This window comes from Acidimicrobiia bacterium, from assembly GCA_030584185.1.
GTDB lineage: Bacteria > Actinomycetota > Acidimicrobiia > Spongiisociales > UBA11373.
Genome location: CP129495.1, coordinates 1,544,684 through 1,563,048, shown reverse-complemented (window position 1 = coordinate 1,563,048; position 18,365 = coordinate 1,544,684). Strand labels below are relative to the sequence as shown.

General features: G+C 69.2%; 14 protein-coding genes and 4 tRNA genes. 13 read left to right on the top strand and 5 right to left on the bottom strand.

Annotated elements, in window-relative coordinates; genetic code table 11:
- The first annotated feature begins 20 nt into the window (after positions 1 to 20).
- Genes QY307_08035 through QY307_08025 form a run of 3 tightly spaced genes read left to right on the top strand, consistent with a single transcriptional unit; the run spans position 21 to position 1,644 of the window.
- On the top strand, positions 21 to 635 hold the full coding sequence (locus tag QY307_08035; GenBank protein ID WKZ82029.1) for a hypothetical protein: 615 nt from the start codon (positions 21 to 23) through the stop codon (positions 633 to 635).
- Positions 636 to 686: 51 nt separating this feature from the next.
- Positions 687 to 1,094 (top strand): YbaN family protein, encoded by a 408-nt coding sequence (locus QY307_08030; protein WKZ82028.1) that lies wholly within the window; start codon positions 687 to 689, stop codon positions 1,092 to 1,094.
- Between the two features lie 43 nt (positions 1,095 to 1,137).
- Positions 1,138 to 1,644 (top strand): hypothetical protein, encoded by a 507-nt coding sequence (locus QY307_08025; protein ID WKZ82027.1) that lies wholly within the window; start codon positions 1,138 to 1,140, stop codon positions 1,642 to 1,644.
- A gap of 425 nt (positions 1,645 to 2,069) precedes the next feature.
- Here QY307_08025 and QY307_08020 read toward each other — a convergent pair.
- A tRNA-Lys gene (locus QY307_08020) sits at positions 2,070 to 2,146 on the bottom strand.
- Positions 2,147 to 2,306: 160 nt separating this feature from the next.
- Here QY307_08020 and QY307_08015 point away from each other — a divergent pair.
- The 5 genes from QY307_08015 (at position 2,307) to QY307_07995 (ending at position 3,885) form a co-directional block, all read left to right on the top strand.
- Positions 2,307 to 3,029 carry a hypothetical protein gene (locus tag QY307_08015; GenBank protein ID WKZ82026.1) on the top strand — a complete coding sequence of 241 codons (723 nt, stop codon included), beginning with the start codon at positions 2,307 to 2,309 and terminating at the stop codon, positions 3,027 to 3,029.
- Between the two features lie 191 nt (positions 3,030 to 3,220).
- On the top strand, positions 3,221 to 3,520 hold the full coding sequence (locus tag QY307_08010) for a hypothetical protein (protein WKZ82025.1): 300 nt from the start codon (positions 3,221 to 3,223) through the stop codon (positions 3,518 to 3,520).
- A 137-nt stretch (positions 3,521 to 3,657) separates the two neighbouring features.
- Positions 3,658 to 3,730: transfer RNA gene (locus QY307_08005), tRNA-Glu, on the top strand.
- Between the two features lie 3 nt (positions 3,731 to 3,733).
- Positions 3,734 to 3,811, top strand: a tRNA-Asp gene (locus QY307_08000).
- Position 3,812: 1 nt separating this feature from the next.
- Positions 3,813 to 3,885, top strand: a tRNA-Phe gene (locus QY307_07995).
- A gap of 21 nt (positions 3,886 to 3,906) precedes the next feature.
- Here QY307_07995 and QY307_07990 read toward each other — a convergent pair.
- Together QY307_07990 and QY307_07985 are read right to left on the bottom strand one after the other, a co-directional pair.
- The gene (locus tag QY307_07990) at positions 3,907 to 4,239 is read right to left on the bottom strand and encodes a DUF1992 domain-containing protein (protein ID WKZ82024.1); all 333 of its coding nucleotides are present in this window, start codon (positions 4,237 to 4,239) and stop codon (positions 3,907 to 3,909) included.
- Complete coding sequence (locus tag QY307_07985) at positions 4,229 to 5,002, bottom strand: hypothetical protein (protein ID WKZ82023.1); 774 nt, start codon at positions 5,000 to 5,002, stop codon at positions 4,229 to 4,231. Before QY307_07985 ends, QY307_07990 begins: the two co-directional genes overlap by 11 nt.
- 98 nt (positions 5,003 to 5,100) lie before the next feature.
- Between QY307_07985 and QY307_07980 the strand changes: the two genes are divergently transcribed.
- The 5 genes from QY307_07980 (at position 5,101) to carB (ending at position 13,706) form a co-directional block, all read left to right on the top strand.
- Entirely contained in the window at positions 5,101 to 6,183 is a 1,083-nt protein-coding gene (locus tag QY307_07980) for a Glu/Leu/Phe/Val dehydrogenase (GenBank protein ID WKZ82022.1), read from the top strand.
- A 13-nt stretch (positions 6,184 to 6,196) separates the two neighbouring features.
- The gene (locus tag QY307_07975) at positions 6,197 to 8,227 is read left to right on the top strand and encodes a thiamine pyrophosphate-dependent enzyme (protein ID WKZ82021.1); all 2,031 of its coding nucleotides are present in this window, start codon (positions 6,197 to 6,199) and stop codon (positions 8,225 to 8,227) included.
- A 42-nt stretch (positions 8,228 to 8,269) separates the two neighbouring features.
- A complete protein-coding gene (locus QY307_07970; GenBank protein ID WKZ82020.1) occupies positions 8,270 to 9,130 on the top strand; it encodes a GNAT family N-acetyltransferase in 861 nt (286 codons plus the stop codon).
- A gap of 188 nt (positions 9,131 to 9,318) precedes the next feature.
- On the top strand, positions 9,319 to 10,470 hold the full coding sequence (gene carA, locus QY307_07965; protein WKZ82019.1) for a glutamine-hydrolyzing carbamoyl-phosphate synthase small subunit: 1,152 nt from the start codon (positions 9,319 to 9,321) through the stop codon (positions 10,468 to 10,470).
- A complete protein-coding gene (gene carB / locus QY307_07960) occupies positions 10,467 to 13,706 on the top strand; it encodes a carbamoyl-phosphate synthase large subunit (GenBank protein WKZ82018.1) in 3,240 nt (1,079 codons plus the stop codon). The genes carA and carB overlap by 4 nt, the downstream gene beginning before the upstream one ends.
- Before the next feature lie 25 nt (positions 13,707 to 13,731).
- Here carB and QY307_07955 read toward each other — a convergent pair whose 3' ends face one another.
- Both QY307_07955 and nifJ read right to left on the bottom strand, forming a co-directional pair.
- Positions 13,732 to 14,736, bottom strand: a complete 1,005-nt coding sequence (locus QY307_07955; protein ID WKZ82017.1) for a dihydroorotate dehydrogenase-like protein — start codon at positions 14,734 to 14,736, stop codon at positions 13,732 to 13,734.
- Positions 14,733 to 18,296: a pyruvate:ferredoxin (flavodoxin) oxidoreductase gene (gene nifJ / locus QY307_07950; GenBank protein WKZ82016.1), complete on the bottom strand. Its 3,564-nt coding sequence runs from the start codon at positions 18,294 to 18,296 to the stop codon at positions 14,733 to 14,735. Before nifJ ends, QY307_07955 begins: the two co-directional genes overlap by 4 nt.
- Positions 18,297 to 18,365: the final 69 nt, after the last annotated feature.

Below are 18,365 nucleotides of genomic sequence, written 5' to 3'. Positions count from 1 at the left end.
TGTCGTCGTAGCATCCACCCGTGCTTCCGTTCCCCGATCGACACGAACTCGCCCGGCGCCTTCCGCGCCTGTTTCTCGGTCTCGTCGAGTTCGGCCTGGGTCTGGCCCTGATGGTCGCCTCAGGGCTGGGCCTGCCGCCGTGGGAGGTGCTCCACCAGGGGATCTCACGCCATGTCCCGATTCCGCTGGGAACCGTCGGGATCATCACCGGGCTCCTGGTCCTGCTGTTGTGGATCCCGCTGCGCGAACGCGTCGGCGTGGGCACTTTGCTCAATGCCGTCCTGATAGGAGTGGCCATCGACCTCACCCTGCTCTGGTTGCGGCAGCCGGAGGCGATGGTCCTGCGTTGGGGGTTCCTGGTGGCGGGCCTGCTGCTGATCGGGTCCGGCTCCGGCTTCTACATAGGGGCCGGAATGGGACCGGGTCCCCGCGACGGTCTCATGACCGGCCTGGCCCGGCGGGGAGTGTCCGTGGGAGTGGTACGCACATTCATCGAGGTGACCGTCCTCGCCGCCGGGTGGCTCCTCGGCGGCACCGTCGGTGTGGGAACCGTCCTCTTCAGCCTGGGCGTGGGGCCAGTGGTCCAGTTCTTCCTGGTCCGACTCTCGATGGAGCCTCTGCCCGAAGCCGCCTGAGTGGCTTATGCCGAATCCCCGTCGAAAAAGGCGCCGATACCCTCGGCCGTCGTGAAGGGACACGAGGCCGAGATCCGTAGATGGCTGCGACCGGTGTACTTCGTACTGGGGGTCGGGTTCCTGGGCATCGGGGTCGCCGGGGCGTTCCTTCCCTTGATCCCCACCACGGGGCCACTGCTTCTCGCCGCCTACCTCCTGGCCCGGTCCTCGAACCGGGTCCACTCCTGGCTGGTGAACCACCGCCGCTTCGGCCGCTTCATCTCCGATTTCTACGACGGCCGGGGGATCCCGCTTCGCACCAAGGTCGTGGCGGTGGCGGCGATGAGCCTGGCCTTCGGATACTCGATGGTGTGGGTGCTGCCCCATCCCGTCGCCCGGGGGATCCTGGCGGCGGTGTGGGCATGGGCTGCCTGGTACGTGCTTCATCAGCCGACGTCGCCGGGCAGGCCGGCGGAGTGATTCGTCGCCTCTCGGGGCGGCCCGACCTGGCTACATTCGGAGGATGACGGTGCGCAGGCATCCCATGATCATGGGCGACGCCCGGTTCGCCTCCCGGTTCCTCTCCAACCGCTGGGATCTGATCGCAGGAGAGGTGATCGGCACCTTCGTTCGCCTCCCTTCCCGCCACCTGTCCCAGGGGCGGATCGGCGCAGTGCCCGTCGAGATGCGTCCCGAAGGCTGGGGGACGGTGGTGTTCCTCGAGGACGGCCGAGAGCTGGGCAGGATCGTGCGGAGGTCGTGGTGGGGCCGCCGTTGGGAGATCTCGGGATCCGGGTACGGCTTCGATCTGGTGAGCGAGCCGAGGCCTCGCCGTTGGTCGCTCCGTGTCGGTGCCTTTCCGGTGGCCACGATCTCCGGGACCCCCTGGTCGTACAACCGGCTCACCGTCCGGGCCGACGTCTCGCTGCCAGCATGGGCACTCGCCCTCGCCTGGCAGGTGGTGGCTCGACCATGGGAGGCGGCGGCGGAGCCGCGGTCGCTCCGAGCCGTGGCACGGTTGGTGGTGTGACGGAGCGCGGTGGCAACACGCGACAAAGGTCGGTCAGGGTCTGCCCCCCTCCCCCCTCCGGGGTACTCCCCCCTGCGGGGGGAGGAACGAAGTGGGCCGGGTGGGAATCGAACCGTCTTCTATCGCCCCGCCACAGCCCCCCACAACGACCCCAAGCGGCGACCCGAACACCAAACGCCGGGACGCAACCCTCGATGACGACACCTGTGACGAGGCCCGATCCCGGGCAGGGATCGGGCCGAGAGGAGCGAAACCGCTGGTGGGCCGGGTGGGAATCGAACCGTCTTCTATCGCCCCGCCACAGCCCCCCACAACGACCCCAAGCGGCGACCCGAACACCAAACGCCGGGACGCAACCCTCGATGACGACACCTGTGACGAGGCCCGATCCCGGGCAGGGATCGGGCCGAGAGGAGCGAAACCGCTGGTGGGCCGGGTGGGAATCGAACCCACAACCTTCGGGTTAAAAGCCCGCTGCTCTGCCTGGTTGAGCTACCGGCCCGGCGTCGCCCAAGACGGCCAGGAGCAGCAGCGTAACCAGTGCCACACTCCGGACACGCCGAGCGCATCAGGTACCCGGCGGGCCTGAGGCCGGAAATGGCGGGTGCAGCCCGGGCCTTGGGTTACGCTCGGCTGTCGCCGACGACCAACGGAGTGAACTCATGCGCCGCTTCTCGATCGCCCTCGCCCTAGTCCTCGTCGTCGCCGCTTGCGGAGACGACGACGCCACCACCACGACCGGCGCCGGGGCGGCTACGACGGCCGCAGACAGCGGCACCGCCACCACGGCGGCAGGCGGCGCGACCGACACCACGGCGGCAGGCGGCTCTGGAACGGTTGGCGGCGACATCCAGGCGCTGCTCGACGTGTACGCCTCCACGCCGCTGAGACTCACCTACCTGATGGGTGATCAGGACGAGGACCCCGAGACGGTGGTCATGGCCCAAGACCCCACATCCGACCCCATCCGAAGCTCCATCATCACCGGGGAGGCGAAGATCATCTCCAACGGTGAGGAGACGATGATGTGTGAGGACGGTCAATGCATCGTCCTCGCGGGAGTGACCGCCGATGCGCTGATCCAGGGGCTGTTGGGGCCGTTCGCCGCCTCCTTCCTCCTCTTGTCGACCGGCAACGACGTCCCCGGCTCCTCACTTGTGGCGATGGACGGAACCATCGCCGGACGAACCGGAATCTGCTGGCAGTACACGCCGCCCGGCACCACCGAGACCTACCGCCAGTGCATCGACGACCAACTCGGGTTCACCTTGCTCATGGAGACCAGCCTGTCGGGAGGCGGCACGACCCGGGTGATGGAGCTCCTCGAGTACGCCACCCCCACCGACGAGGACTTCGAGCCGACCGGACCGGTGATCGGCCCCTGACCGTCGACCCTCTGGCGAGTCCGGCTGGAGGCGAGCAAGGCCACTTCGAGGTCCTACCGCGCCGCCCCTATGAGGTCGGTAGCATGTCCAAGTCCGACACCTAGGAAGGGGAAGACTTCTATGGACAGCAAGCAGGCTGCCGGCCTCACGATCATCGGGGGTGCCGCCCTGGCAATCGGTTCGTTCCTGTCATGGGCCACCGACTCGCTGGGCTGGGCCTCAGCGTCTCGGGCATGGACGGTGGCGACGGTTGGTTCACACTCATCGGAGGCGTTGTGCTCGCCGCCGCCGGCTACATGACGTTCTCCGGCAAGTCACTCCCCATCTGGGTGGGCTGGCTGGGGTTGCTCATCGGTGCCGGCGTGGCACTGCTCAACTTCTTCGACATCATGGGGACCGAGGGTGTCTCGATGGGCATCGGCATGTGGATCATGATCGCCGGGGCGATCGCAGGGCTGGTCGGCCTCCTCATGGGACGCAAGACCGCCTGAGGCGAAACCGAAGCAATGTGTCGCGAGAGGGCGGCCCCTTGGGGGCCGCCCTCCGCCTTCACCGGGCCTGGCGACGTATATACTCGCCGGGCCTTCGGGCCGGACGACGGAGGGCCAGGTATCCTCGCCCGGGGCCAGCCCCCATCGTCCAGCGGCCCAGGACGCCGGCCTTTCAAGCCGGAAACACGGGTTCGAATCCCGTTGGGGGCACTTGGGGGCGTGGTGAAGCCTGGAGTTCACGCCGGCCTGTCAAGCCGGAGGTCGCGGGTTCAAATCCCGTCGTCCCCGCCACGGTCAGGTAGCTCAGTTGGGAGAGCGCCGGTCTGAAAAACCGGAGGTCGCCAGTTCGATCCTGGCCCTGACCACGCCGGTGGCCACAGACTCGATCACTCGACCCGGCCGACCTTCTCGCCCTCGGGAAGCCGGGCATTGACCTCGTCCACCATCTCGTTGATCTCGGCGATGCGTTGCATGGCCGCCTCCCGGTCCTGCATCACCCGCAGCTTCGGCATCTCGCTGCGGATCAGCGCCCGCAGGTCGCGGGCGGCGTCTTCGACCTTCACCCTCTCCAGGAAGCGCTTGGCCCACCATCCGGGCTCGTACTCCCGGGCCAGATCGGGGATCGGCTTGCCGGCTCCAGGCAGGTGGTCGAAATCCCCCCGCTCGATGGCAGCCCGGATCTGCCGCTCCACCGGATCGACGTAGCCGTCAGTTGACATGTCCCAACGACTGGGCATGGGCCCAGCGAGAAGCGGCGACGGCGTAGCGCTCGCCCGCCTGTTCGAAGTCGTCTTCCTCGAGGGCGTCTATGGAGGCTGCCACCTCTGCCGCCGTCTCGTCCACCGCCAGCTCGGCTGCCGTGAACAGCATCGCGACGCTCCCGTAGTCCAGCTCGAGCACGGCCTCGCCGGGGAATGCGCCCACCCAGCGGGCAAGATCTTCGATCTGCTCGACGACCGGATCCTCGAAACCCACCGCCTCGAGGACCTCGGCCACCCGTCGCAGGCGGCGTGACGCTCGCCGCACAAGGGTGCGATGCAGGATCGAGACCACCTCGCCGTCCTCCTGGACCAACATGCGCTCACCCGGGTCGAAGGCGGCGAACCAACGAAGCGGCACGTAGAACGGGCTGGTGAGGATCTGACTGCGCACACCGGGGAGCCGATGCCGGATGTGCTCCAGCTCGTCGGCGGCACGGGCCGCCGTGCCCTCCGGCACCAGGGTTTCGACCGGCGATCCGCCGTAGGCGTTGCGGAATGCGAGCAGGCCTTCGAGCATGCGGAGGCGGGCATGTCGGGGGCACACGTACCGGCGACCCTCGAACTCGATCACGAAGGCGTCGTCACGAGACGATTCCGACCACAAACCGAACTCGCCGCGGGTGAGCACCGGAGCGACCCGCTTCCCCTCGGCCACGTGCTCGAGCAGGTCCTCGACCCTTTCGGCCGGCAGATAGACGCGGAGGTACGAGGCGACCGCCATCCGCTCATCGTACCCAACGCCGGTGACCATCTCCCCGGGTGCCACCGGCGACCCCGGGTATAGACTCGGAGTCGTCCTCGTCAGGAAAGGAACCGGCCTTGGGTGTGTTCGATGCTCTCGGTGATCGCGGTCACGAGGAGGTCGTCTTCGGATCCGATCCCGTATCGGGCCTCAAGGCGATCATCGCCATCCACTCCACGGCACTGGGTCCCGCCCTCGGCGGGACCCGTTTCTTTCCCTACGGATCCGAAGCCGACGCCCTCGACGACGTCCTGCGGCTGTCGGGTGCGATGACCCTCAAGGCTGCCGCCGCTGGTCTCGACCTGGGCGGGGGCAAGTCGGTGATCATCGGAGACCCGCGCAAGATCAAGTCGGAACGCTTGTGGCGCGCCTACGGGCGCGTGGTCGACTCGCTGCGGGGCCGTTACATCACCGCCGAGGACGTGGGCACCGACGCCTCCGACATGGAACTCATCCGACGCGAGACCAGGTGGGTGGTGGGCACTCCGGTCGAGGAGGGGGGATCGGGCGACCCGTCCCCGGCCACGGCCCGCGGGCTCATGGCGGCGGTTCGAGCGGTGTTGCGCTTTCTCGATAGGGAGGAGATCACCGGTCGTCACATGGCGGTGCTCGGGGTCGGAAAGGTCGGATCGGACCTGGTGCGCCGATTCGTGGAGCAGGGAGGCCGGGTCACGGTCGCCGACGTGTATCCCCCTGCCGTCGAGGCGATCAGGCGGCGCTTCCCATCGGTGACCGTGGTCGAGCCCGACCAGATCTTCGACGTCGAATGCGACGTCTTCTCACCGTGCTCGTTGGGCGGCGCATTCAACGCCGAGACCATTCCCCGTCTCAGGTGCCAGGCGATCGTCGGCTCCGCCAACAATCAGCTGACCGAACCCGAAGACGCCGACCGGCTGGCCGAGCGCGACATCCTCTACGCCCCCGACTTCGTGGTGAACGCCGGCGGTCTGATCAACGTGAGCGAGGAGCTGCGCGGTTACACGGTGGACAAGGCGGCGGCCCGCATCGACAAGATCTTCGACAACACGCTGCGGATCCTGGAGAACTCCCGGGAGAGGGGTGTGACCCCGCACCGGGCCGCCGTCGACCTCGCCGAGGAGCGCATCTCCGAGATCGGCAACCTGCGGCTGTTCCGCCGCGACGGCGACGACCGCAACTGACGGAGGAACACCCTTGGCCATCGGAATCGAGTCGACACACGATCATCTCTCCCTCGGGCTGAGCGACGACGACACACTGCACATGTACCGGACGATGGTGCTGGCGCGCCGGGTGGACGACCGGATGTGGGCGCTCAACCGGCAGGGCCGGGCGCCGTTCGTGGTGTCGTCGGCGGGACACGAGGCGGCTCAGGTGGGCACCGCCCTCGCCTTGGAGCGGGGCAGGGACTGGGCTCTGCCCTACTACCGGGATGTGGCTGCCGCCCTCGCCCTCGGGATGACCGCCGAGGAGCTCTTCCTCGGCGTGTTCTCCAAGGCCGCCGATCCCAACAGCGGGGGTCGGCAGATGCCCAACCACTGGTCGCATCGGGCCCTGAACATCTTCAGCCACTCGTCGGTGATCGCCACCCAGTACCCGCACGCCACCGGAATCGCCATGGAACTCCGCCGCACCGGTGACGATGGGGTGGTCATGGTGTGGGGCGGCGAGGGTTCCACCTCCGAGGGCGACTTCCACGAAGCCCTCAACGTGGCCGCCATCCACCGCCTCCCAGTTGTCGTGGTCATCGAGAACAACCAGTACGCCATCTCGGTCCCTGTGATCCAAGAGGTGGCGGGCTCACTCGCCGACCGAGCCGCCGCCTACGGCATCCACTCGGAGTCGATCGACGGCAACGACATCCTCGAGGTCTACCGGGCGGCGTCCCAGGCGGTGGAGAGGGCCCGCACAGGCGGTGGTCCCAGCTTCATCGAGGCCCGGACCTATCGCCACTACGCCCACACCTCGGACGACGACGACAAGCTGTACCGATCGGCTGAGGAGGTGGAGACCTGGCGCAAGCGCGACCCGATCGGGGTCCTCAAGCAGTACCTGGTGGAGAACCGCCTGCTCGACGCCGAGGCGGAGGCTGCCGTCGACGAGGAGTGCCTGGCCGAGGTGAGCGCCGCCGTGGAGCGGTCGGAGTCGGCACCGGATCCCGTCGATGCACACGCCCACGTCTACGCGGCGCCGTTCCGACCCACGGAAGGCGCGTCGGCTCCCGAGCCTTCCCCGGAAGGTGAGGAGACCAACCTGATCGGAGCGGTCAACAAGACCCTCCACGAGATCCTCGCCGCCGACGAGCGCGCCACAGTGTTCGGTGAGGATGTGGCCGATCCCAAGGGTGGGGTGTTCAAGGCGACGGTCGGGCTCACCGAGGCTTTCGGACCGGATCGCTGCTTCAACATGCCTTTGGCCGAGTCGCAGATCGTGGGGACCGCCATCGGGATGGCGGCGGCGGGGGGACGGCCGCTGGCCGAGATCCAGTTCGCCGACTTCATCCACCCCGCCTTCGACCAGATCGTCTCCGAGGCGGCCCGCCTCAACTATCGGACCGCGGGACAGTGGAACTGCCCGATCGTGATCCGCACTCCGTACGGCGGGGGGATCCACGGGGCGCTGTACCACAGCCAATCGATCGAGGCCTTCTATGCCCACGTCCCCGGCCTCAAGGTGGTGGTGCCGTCCACTCCGGCGGACGTCAAGGGGCTGTTGTGGGCGGCGTTCGAGGACCCGGACCCGGTGATGATCCTGGAGCCGAAGAAGCTGTACCGCCTGGCGAAGGGCCCGTTCCCCCGGGGTGAGTACCGCGTGCCGCTGGGGAAGGCGGCGTTGCGGCGGTCCGGTCGCGACATCACCATCATCGCCTACGGAACCATGGCCTACTACTCGATGGAGGCTGCCGAGATCCTCGCCGCCGAGGGGATCGAAGCTGAGGTTCTCGACCTGCGCTCGATCAAGCCGCTCGACTGGCCGTCGATCGAGGCTGCGGTGAGGCGCACCTCGAAGGTGCTCATCGTCCACGAGGACAACGAGTTCGGCGGGTTCGGAGCCGAGGTGGCGGCGCAGATCGGGGAGAAGTCGTTCGAGTGGCTCGATGCCCCGGTGCGCCGGTACGCCACGCCGGACGTTCCCACCTTCCCGTTCGCCGGCGCCCTCGAGGAGGAGCTCATGCCCAACGTCGCCGGGATCGTCGCTCGGGCGCGGGCACTCGCCGAGTACTGACCTCCGTCGATCGCCTCCCGGGCCGGTAATACCCTGACGGTGATGCTGATCCGCCCTGCTCGACTCGAAGACGTTCCCCGCATCGCCTCGTGGACGACGGACACGTTCGCATGGGGCGATTACGTGGCCGAGGCCATCCCGGAGTGGATGGAGGCTCCCGACTCTCGGGTGCTGGTGGCCGAGGTAGAAGGCGACGTGGTCGCCGTGGGCCGCACCCAGATGGTCGGCGCCAACGAATGCTGGCTGCAGGGCACCCGGGTGCATCCCGACCACAGGCGAAAGGGCCTCGCCGGCGCCATCACCCGGTCGCTGTGGGAGTGGGCGGCCGGCCAGGGCGCCACCGTGGCCCGGCTCGCCACCGAGGACACCAACACTGCTGCTCGCACCCAGGCCGAGAAGATGGGATTCCGCAGGGTCGCCGACTTCAGGCGGGGATGGAGAGCCGTTGGTGAGGGCTCTCCGGTCCCCGAGGGCAACGGCGGAAGACGGGTCCCGCCGAGCGAGCGCCTCTCGACCGCACCATCGGCCGAGGCCGAGCCCGCCCTTCTCTCCTGGTCGGGCGGCGAGCTTGCCCGGGCGGCCCACGGCCTGTTCGCCACGGGATGGGTGTGGCGCCGCCTCTCGGTCGACCACCTCCTGGCGGCAGCCCGCAGCCGCAGTCTCTTCGAGGGCCGGCCCGGCTGGGCGATGGCCGCCCCGGACGACGAGGCGCTGGAGGTCAACTGGCTGGAGACCACCCCTGACGACGCCCACGCCATGGCGCTGGCCCTGGTGGACCTGGCTGCCGGGCAACGGGCGGCCAAGATCAAGGTGATGATCCCGGCGCTGCCCTGGCTGGAGGGCCCCCTGGTGCGGCTCGGGTTCGAGATGCTTCCCCTCGGGGTGTACGCCCTGGCTCTCTGAGACCAAGGCCGGGAGCGCGCGCGGGCGCTGCTACCGTCCGCAGGCAACGACCCCGAGCAGCCTGCCCGGGGCACTGCAAGCAGCGGAGGAGTCGTGGCGGCGCGCCGGCCCGCCAGAGGAGTGCACCACCCGCCACCGAAGGCGGCCCGCTCCGCATTCACCGCCCTCCCGCCACTGCGAGCGCCTCGATGACCGACGGCCTGCTGGTCACCGCCGATGGAGCAGAGTTCCGCGGGATCGCCCTCGGAATCGAGGGTGTCGTCACCGGTGAGGTGGTGTTCAACACCTCCATGACCGGGTACCAGGAGGTGTTCACCGATCCCTCGTACACGGGCCAGATCGTCGCCATGACCTCGACCCATGTCGGCAACTACGGGGTCTCGCCCGATGACGACCAGTCGGGGTCGGCCCGCTGCGCAGGATTGGTGGTGCGATCGGCGGCTCGAGCCTTCCCCGACGCCGGGCCGGCCGCCCAGTTCGAGCACTGGCTACAGGCATCGGGCGTCGTCGCCCTCACCGATCTCGACACCCGGCGCCTCACCCGTCACATCCGCCAGGCGGGGGCCATGCCGGCCGCCATGGGAACCGGGACCACCGCCGCCGAGCTGCTGGACCTGGCTCGGTCCTCCCCTGGGATGGCAGGAAGCGACCTGGCGAGCACGGCCGGAACCGCCACCCCGTACACCGTCGAACCGGAGGGTGACCGCCGGGCGACGGTGGTCGCATTCGACTTCGGCATGAAGCGCGACATCACCCGGCGACTCTCCGCCCTCGGGTGTCGGGTTCACGTCCTTCCCGCCGCCGCCAGCGCCGACGAGGTGCTCGCCCTGCGGCCCGATGGAGTGTTCCTCTCCAACGGGCCCGGCGACCCGGAGCCGCTGACGGGTCCGGTCGATGCAATCAGTGGGCTGTTGGGGAAGGTCCCGGTGTTCGGGATCTGCCTGGGCCACCAACTTCTCGGCCTGGCCCTGGGCGCCGGCACCTTCAAGCTCCCCTTCGGTCACCACGGCGGGAACCACCCGGTGCGGCGCCTCGACGACGGCCGGATCGAGATCACGGCACAGAACCACGGGTTCGCCGTCGACCTCTGGCCGCTGGCCACCGGGGAACCCCCCATCCATGACGGCCTGCCGACCCCCGACCTGCTCCCGGCAAGCGTGCCAACCGCATTCGGAGAGGTGGCCGCCACCCACCAGAACCTGAACGACGGCACCCTGGAGGGACTGCGCTGCCTGGAGGTGCCCGCCTTCTCGGTCCAGTACCACCCGGAAGCGGCCCCGGGACCCCACGACTCGTTGGGCCTGTTCGATCGATTCCTCGACCTGATGGGTGTGCCATGAGGCGCACCGACATCGAGTCGATCCTGGTGATCGGGTCGGGGCCGATCGTGATCGGGCAGGCCTGCGAGTTCGACTACTCGGGCACCCAGGCCCTGCGTGTGCTGAGACGGCACGGTTACCGGGTGTCCCTGGTCAACTCCAACCCGGCGACGATCATGACCGACCCAGAGTTCGCCGACACCACCTACGTCGAGCCGATCATCCCGGAGGTGGTGGAGGCGATCCTGGAGCGGGAGCGGTCCGACGCACTGCTCCCGACGCTGGGGGGGCAGACCGCCCTCAACGTGACCCTGGCGCTTCACGACTCCGGCGTGCTCGATCGTCTGGGTGTCGAGATCATCGGAGCACCGATCACAGCGATCAGGGCCGCCGAGGACCGCGGCGCCTTCAGGACGCTGATGGAGGAAGCCGGCCTGCGATGCCCCCGGGCGGAGGCGGTGCGATCGGTGGAGGGGGCCCTCGCCACCGCCGCCGAGATCGGGTACCCGGTCATGGTGCGCCCGTCGTTCACGCTGGGTGGAGGCGGCACCGGACTCGCCGCCGATCCCAGGGACCTGGCGAGGGTTGCGCACCTCGGGCTGGCAGCCTCCCCGGTCGGGGAGATCCTGGTCGAGGAGTCGGTCCTGGGTTGGAAGGAGTTCGAGCTGGAGGTGATGCGCGACCGAGCCGGCAACGGGGTCATCGTGTGCTCCATCGAGAACCTGGACCCCATGGGGGTGCACACCGGCGACTCGATCACCGTCGCCCCGGCGCAGACCCTCTCCGATCGGGCGTACCAGGAGATGCGCGACGAGGCACTCCGCTGCCTGGAGGCGGTGGGTGTCGAGACCGGCGGCTCCAACGTCCAGTTCGCCGTGGATCCCGAGACCGGCCGGCGCCTCGTCATCGAGATGAACCCCCGCGTCTCGCGATCGTCGGCCCTCGCCTCGAAGGCCACCGGCTTCCCCATCGCCAAGATCGCCGCCCTGCTCGCCGTGGGCATGACCCTCGACGAGATCCCCAACGACGTCACCGGCCGCACCCCGGCCGCCTTCGAGCCCGCCTTGGACTACGTGGTGGTGAAGATCCCGCGGTTCGACTTCGCCAAGTTCCCCGACTCGGACGACGTTCTCGGAACCTCCATGCGAAGCGTCGGCGAGGCCATGGCGTTCGGCCGCACCTTCCCCGAGGCGTTGCAGAAGGCGTTGCGCAGCCTGGAGACCGGCCTCGATGGGCTGGACCCGCGCCGCGAAGAGGCGACCGGAACCGCCGACCCGATGGCGGCGGCCTCCACGGCCCGGCCCGACCGCATCCTCGCCGTCGCCGACGCCCTGCGCTCGGGCGCCACCGTGGGCGACCTGGCCGGGGCAACCGGCATCTCCCCGTGGTTCCTGGATCAGATCCTTCAGATCGTGGAGGCGGAGGTCGAGATGGCGGCCCACGGCCTGGATGCGGCCAGGCTCCGCTCCGCCAAGCGCCTCGGCTTCGCCGACCGACAGATCGCACGGATCGTCGGCATGACCGATCACGAGGTGGCCCGGATGAGGGCGGATGCCGGGGTGGAGCGCACCTTCAAGACCGTCGACACCTGCGCCGCCGAGTTCGAGGCCGAGACCCCGTACTACTACTCCTGCTTCGAGGACGAGGACGAGGCGCCGCCGCCGGAGCCGGGAACCGTGGTGGTGCTCGGCTCCGGGCCCAACCGCATCGGCCAGGGGATCGAGTTCGACTACTGCTGCGTCCACGCCTCCCTGGCGCTGGCCGAGGCCGGATACCGGTCGGTGATGATCAACTGCAACCCGGAGACGGTGTCCACCGACTACGACGTCTCCGACCGGCTCTACTTCGAACCGCTGACCGAGGAGGACGTCCTGGCCGTGGTGGCCCGGGAGCGGCCCGAGGCGGTGATCGTGCAGCTGGGCGGGCAGACCCCGTTGCGACTGGTCCACGCCCTGGAGGCCGCCGGGGTGTCGATAGCGGGTACCCCCGCAGATGCCATCGATCTCGCCGAGGACCGCCAGCGATTCTCGACGCTGTGCCGGGAGCTGGGCATCCCCCAGCCGGCACACGGCACCGCCACCAGCCTGGTGGAGGCCGAAGAGGTGGCGGACCGAATCGGGTTCCCGGTCCTGGTGCGCCCGTCGTACGTGCTCGGCGGGCGGGGGATGCGGGTGTGCTGGTCGGCCGACGAGCTCACCGAGTACCTGCGCGCCCTCTATGGGGCTCCCGCCGGTTCCGAGGTGGACGCCTCAGGAGCGCCGGTGGCGATCGATCGCTTCCTGGAGGGCGCCGTCGAGGTCGACGTCGACGCCCTGTGCGACGGTGCCGAGGTCCTCATCGGGGGGATCATGGAGCACGTCGAGGAGGCCGGGGTGCACTCCGGCGACTCGGCATGCGTCATCCCTCCCCAGACACTGTCGGAGGAGGCGGAGAAGGCGATCCGGCACCACACGGAGGCGCTGGCCCTCGGCCTGGGGGTTCGGGGCCTGATCAACGTCCAGTTCGCCGTGCTCGGCGACGAGGCCCTGGTCCTCGAGGCCAACCCGAGGGCCTCGCGCACCGTCCCGTTCGTGTCCAAGGCCACCGGGGTACCGCTGGCCCGTCTCGCCGCCAGGGTGATGATGGGCGAGACCCTGGAGGCGCTGCGGGCGGCGGGAGCGCTGCCCGATCGAGCTCAGACCGGATTCGTCGCGGTGAAGGCACCGGTCCTCCCCTGGTCCCGGTTCCCCGATGAGGACGTACTGCTCGGTCCGGAGATGAGGGCGACCGGGGAGGTCATGGGTATGGGCCCCGACGCCGGTATCGCCTATCTGCGAGCGCTGCTCGGAGCAGGCATCCGGCTACCGACCAAGGGGACCGTCTTCCTGTCGCTGGCCAATCGTGACAAGCAGGCCGGTGTGGCCGCAGCCCGAGCCCTCGCCGGCCTCGGCTTCCGCGTCCTCGCCACCGACGGCACAGCCGAACACCTGGCGCGCCAAGGAATCGCCGCCGTCCATGTCGACAAGGTGGGTGAAGGCCCCTGGGACCCGGTGCACCTGATCCACGAGGGCAAGGTCGACCTGGTGATCAACACGCCACGCGGCGGCCGTGCCCGCGGGGACGGACGCCTCATCAGAGCGGCGGCGCAGGCGTGCTCCATCCCCTGCATCACCACGGTACGCGCCGGGGTGGCGGTGGCCAACGCCCTGGCGGCGGGAGGCATCACCGACGTGAAGAGCCTGCAGGAGCGGGCACACGCCGAACCCGACGGGTGTTAGGGGCCACAAGGGGCGGCGGCACCGGTCAGGCGTCCAGGTGATACGACGCCAGGGTCTCCATGTAGTTGGCCCTTTCGAACGCCCCCGGGTTGGGGGCGCCCTTCCATGACATCGAGCCCTGCATCTGCTCCACCGAGGTGTACTCCCTCTCGGCGAGCCAGTCACCCAGTCCTGCGACGCACTCCGCCAGGCGTTCCGGGCCGTTACGGAGGAGGGCAGAGGCCATCATCGTCACGTCCGCCCCGGCGAGCAGCAGCTTGATGGCGTCGCTGTGGTCGTGCACACCCGATGTGGCCGCCAGCGATGCCTCCACCCGGCCGTGAAGCATGGCGATCCAGCGCAGCGGAAGCCTCAGGTCGGCGGGCTGGCTCAACTGCACGTCGGGCCTCACCACCAGGTGCTCCAGGTCGATGTCGGGCTGATAGAAGCGGTTGAACAGCACCAGCCCGTCGGCCCCCGCATCGACGATGCGCCGCGCCATGTTGGCCATCGCCGAGAAGAACGGGCCGACCTTGACCGCCAGCGGCAGTGTGGTGGCGCGACGCACCCCCTCCACCACATCCAGGTAACGCCGCTCTACGTGCTCCGAGGTCTCCTCGGGATCGGCGGCGATCAGGTACACGTTGAGCTCCAGCGCCGAGGCGCCTGCATCCTCGATGCGGCGGGCATGGGATGTCCAGCCGCCCGGAGAGTCCCCGTTGAGGGAGGCGATCACCGGGATGCCCAGCTCGGCTCGGGCGCGGCGCACCAGGTCCAGGTACCTCTGCGGCCCGGTGTTGTACGCCTCCATCTCGGGGAGGAAGGTGAGCGCCTCGGGGAACGAGTGGCTTCCCCGCTCCAGGGCGGCGTGGATCCGCATGGCGTCGTGGTCGATCTGCTCTTCGAACAGCGACGGGAGCACCACGGCAGCGGCACCGGCCTCCTCGTAACGCAGGAGCCGGTCGACGTCGCTCCCGATCGGCGAGGCGGAGAGCACGAACGGGTTGCGCAGCCTCATCCCCAGGTAGGTGGTGTGCAGCGCCGGCTTCATCCGGTCACCTCGTCGCCGGGCAGCCCCCGAGCCAGGCCGGCCAGCTGCTCGTAGTAGCGGCGGCGTTCGTCGATGTCCTCCTGGGCGGCCTTCATCAGCTCCTCGGCTCGATCCGGATGCGAGGCGGTGAGCATCGAGAAGCGCGCCTCGGTGCGGGCGTACTCGGCGAACGGGATCTCAGGGGCACGGGAGTCGAGCTTGAAGGGATGCTCCTCGGATGCGGCGAGACGGGGGTCGAACCGATACAGCGGCCAGTAGCCGGAAGCGGCCGCCGCCTTCTGGTGGGCCATCATCTCGCCCAGGTCGTAACCATGGGCGATGCAGGGGCTGAAGGCGATGATCAGGGACACCCCGGGGTACGACTCCGCCTCGGCGAACGCCTTCACGGTCTGGGTCATGTTGGCGCCCATGGCGATCTGCGCCACGTACACGTTGCCGTAGGCCATGGCGATCATCCCCAGGTCCTTCTTGGCGGTGGACTTGCCGGAGGCGGCGAACTTGGCCACCGCCCCCCTGGGGGTCGCCTTCGACGCCTGGCCGCCGGTGTTGGAGTACACCTCGGTGTCGAGGACCAGGATGTTGACGTCGCGCCCGGTGGCGAAGACGTGATCCATCCCGCCGAACCCGATGTCGTAAGCCCACCCGTCGCCCCCGACCGCCCACACGCTCTTGCGCACCAGGGCGTCGAGCAGGGGAAGGGCTGCGGCGGCCTCGGGCGTGTCCTCGCCCACCAGCCGCTCGCGGGCGGCGGCCACCCGCTGTCGCTGCTCGAAGATCCCCTGATCGTCGCTCTGATCGGCCCCGACAAGACCCCTCACCAGTTCGTCCCCCAACACCCCACCCAGGCCGCGAACCGCCCGGGCGGCTGCCTCGAAACGGGCATCCGCCCCGAGCCGCAGACCGAGGCCGAACTCGGCGTTGTCCTCGAACAGGCTGTTCGACCAGGCGGGACCGCGGCCGTCGACCCCCACCGTCCACGGCGTGGTCGGCAGGTTGCCCCCGTAGATCGAAGAGCACCCGGTGGCGTTGGCCACCACCAGCCGGTCGCCGAACATCTGGGTGAGCAGCTTCAGGTACGGCGTCTCGCCGCATCCCGAGCAGGCTCCCGAGAACTCGAAGAGGGGCTGGATCGCCTGCGAGCCCTTCACCGAGGCCACCGGGATGGACCGCCGCTCCGGTTCGGGCAGCCCCAGGAAGAAATCGAATCGCTCCCGCTCCACTTCGAGACGCTCCCCGATGGGCACCATGTCCAGGGACTTGTGGCGGACCACCTCCTTGCTGTGCGCCGGGCACACCTCGGCGCAGACGGAACAGCCGGTGCAGTCGTCGGGGGCCACCTGCACCACCAGGCGCTTCCCGGGGAAGTCGCGGCCCACGGGGTCGCGGTGCAGGAACCCTTCGGGCGCCCCGGCCAGGTCGGCCTCGTCGACGTAGGCGATACGGATGGCGGCATGCGGGCACACCAGGGCGCATCGTCCGCAGTCGATGCAGATCTCCGGGTCCCACATCGGGATCTCGGCGGCGATGGTGCGCTTCTCCCAGCGGGTGGTGCCGGTGGGGAATGTGCCGTCGACGGGTAGTGCACTCACAGGGAGCCGATCGCCCCTGCCGGCGATGATCTCACCGGTGACCCGCTGCACGAACTCGGGTGCGGATGCGGGCACCGGAGCACGGCGACGGACGGACCCTTCCACCTCGGAGGGGATCGGGATCTCGAAGAGCGCAGCACGGGCGCCATCCACGGCGGCGTAGTTGCGCTCCAGGACCGCCTCGCCCCGCCTCCCGTAGCTCTTGCGGATCGAGGTCTTGATGGCGTTGATCGCCTGCTCGATGGGAAGCAGGTCGGTGAGGGCGAAGAAGCAGGTCTGCAAGACGGTGTTGACCCGGTTGCCCAGTCCCGCCGCCTGGGCCACGGCGTCGGCGTCGATGCCGAACAGGCGCAGCTTGTCGTCGATGATCTGCTGCTGGGCCTCCAGCGGGATGCGTCCCCAGGTGGCGTCGCCGTGGGGAGTGTTGACCAGGACGGTTGCCCCCACGGCGGCTCGCTCCAGGACGTCCATCTTCTCCAGCAACCCGAACTGGTGGCACCCGATGAAGTCGGCCTCCTGCACCAGATATGTGGAGCGGATCGGCACCGGCGAGAAGCGAAGGTGGGACACGGTCACCGACCCCGCCTTCTTGGAGTCGTACACGAAATAACCCTGGGCGTGCAGCGGGGTGTGCTCGCCGATGATCTTGACCGTGTTCTTGTTGGCCGAGACCGTTCCGTCGCTACCCAGGCCGTAGAACATGGCTCCGACCACACCCTTGGGCTCGGCCCGGAACGACGCGTCGACATCGAGGGAGAGGCCGGTGACGTCGTCTTCGATCCCGACGGTGAACCGGGGGCGGGGCCGCTCCAGGGAGGCCTCGTCGAACACCGCCCGCGCCATGGCCGGGGTGAACTCCTTGGAGGACAACCCGTAGCGACCGCCGATGATCCGGGGGAGTGGCCGCCCGTCGGCGGCGGCGCCGGCGAGCACGGTGGACACGTCCTGGAGCAGCGGCTCGCCGCTGGCGCCCGGCTCCTTGGTGCGGTCGAGAACCGCAACCACCTTCGCCGAAAGGGGGAGCGCCTCGAGGAAGGCGGCGCCGTCGAAGGGGCGGTACAGGCGAACGGTCAAAAGACCCACCCTGTCGCCGGAGGCGATCAGGGCGTCCACGGCCTCGCCGGCCGCCCCGGCTGCCGAGCCCATGAGCACCATCACCCGCTCCGGCTCGGGATGTCCCTGGTAGTCGAACAGCCGGTAGCGGCGTCCCACCAGCCCGGCGAGACGCTGCATCACGGCGTCTACCACCCCGGGTACGGCGTCGTAGTAGGGGTTGGAGGCCTCCCGGGCCTGGAAGAAGACGTCCGGGTTCTGCGCGGTGCCCCGCAGCACCGGGTGCTCCGGGTCCAGGGCCCGGGCACGATGGGCGGCGATCGCCGCCGGGTCGAGCAGAGCGGTGAGATCGGCATCGGTGAGACGCTCGATCTTGGCCACCTCGTGCGAGGTGCGGAACCCGTCGAAGAAGTGGACGAAGGGCATCCGCGCCTCCAGCGTGGCCGCATGGGCGACGGCGGCCAGGTCCTGGGCCTCCTGCACCGAGGACGAGGCCAGCATGGCGAACCCGGTGGTGCGGGCGGCCATCACGTCGCTGTGGTCGCCGAAGATGGAGAGGGCGTGTGTGGCGATCGAGCGGGCGGCGACATGGACCACGGTGCCGGTCAGCTCGCCGGCGATCTTGAACATGTTGGGGAGCATCAGCAGCAGACCCTGAGAGGCGGTGAACGAGGTGGTCAGGGCGCCCGACTGGATGGCCCCGTGAAGCGCCCCGGCGGCGCCACCCTCGCTCTGTAGCTCGACGACCGTGGGCACCTCGCCCCACAGGTTGGGGCGTCCCGCCGCCGACCAGGTGTCGGAGAGCTCCCCCATGGGCGATGCGGGCGTGATGGGATAGATGGCGACCACCTCGCTGAGGCGGTGCGCCACCCAGGCGGCGGCTTCGTTGCCATCGACCGTGATCACGGGTCGACCCATTTGCGTCCCCTCCGTACCGGACAGACTCTGCCCATTTCACACGCAGACCGCCAGGGCCGGTGGTCCCGG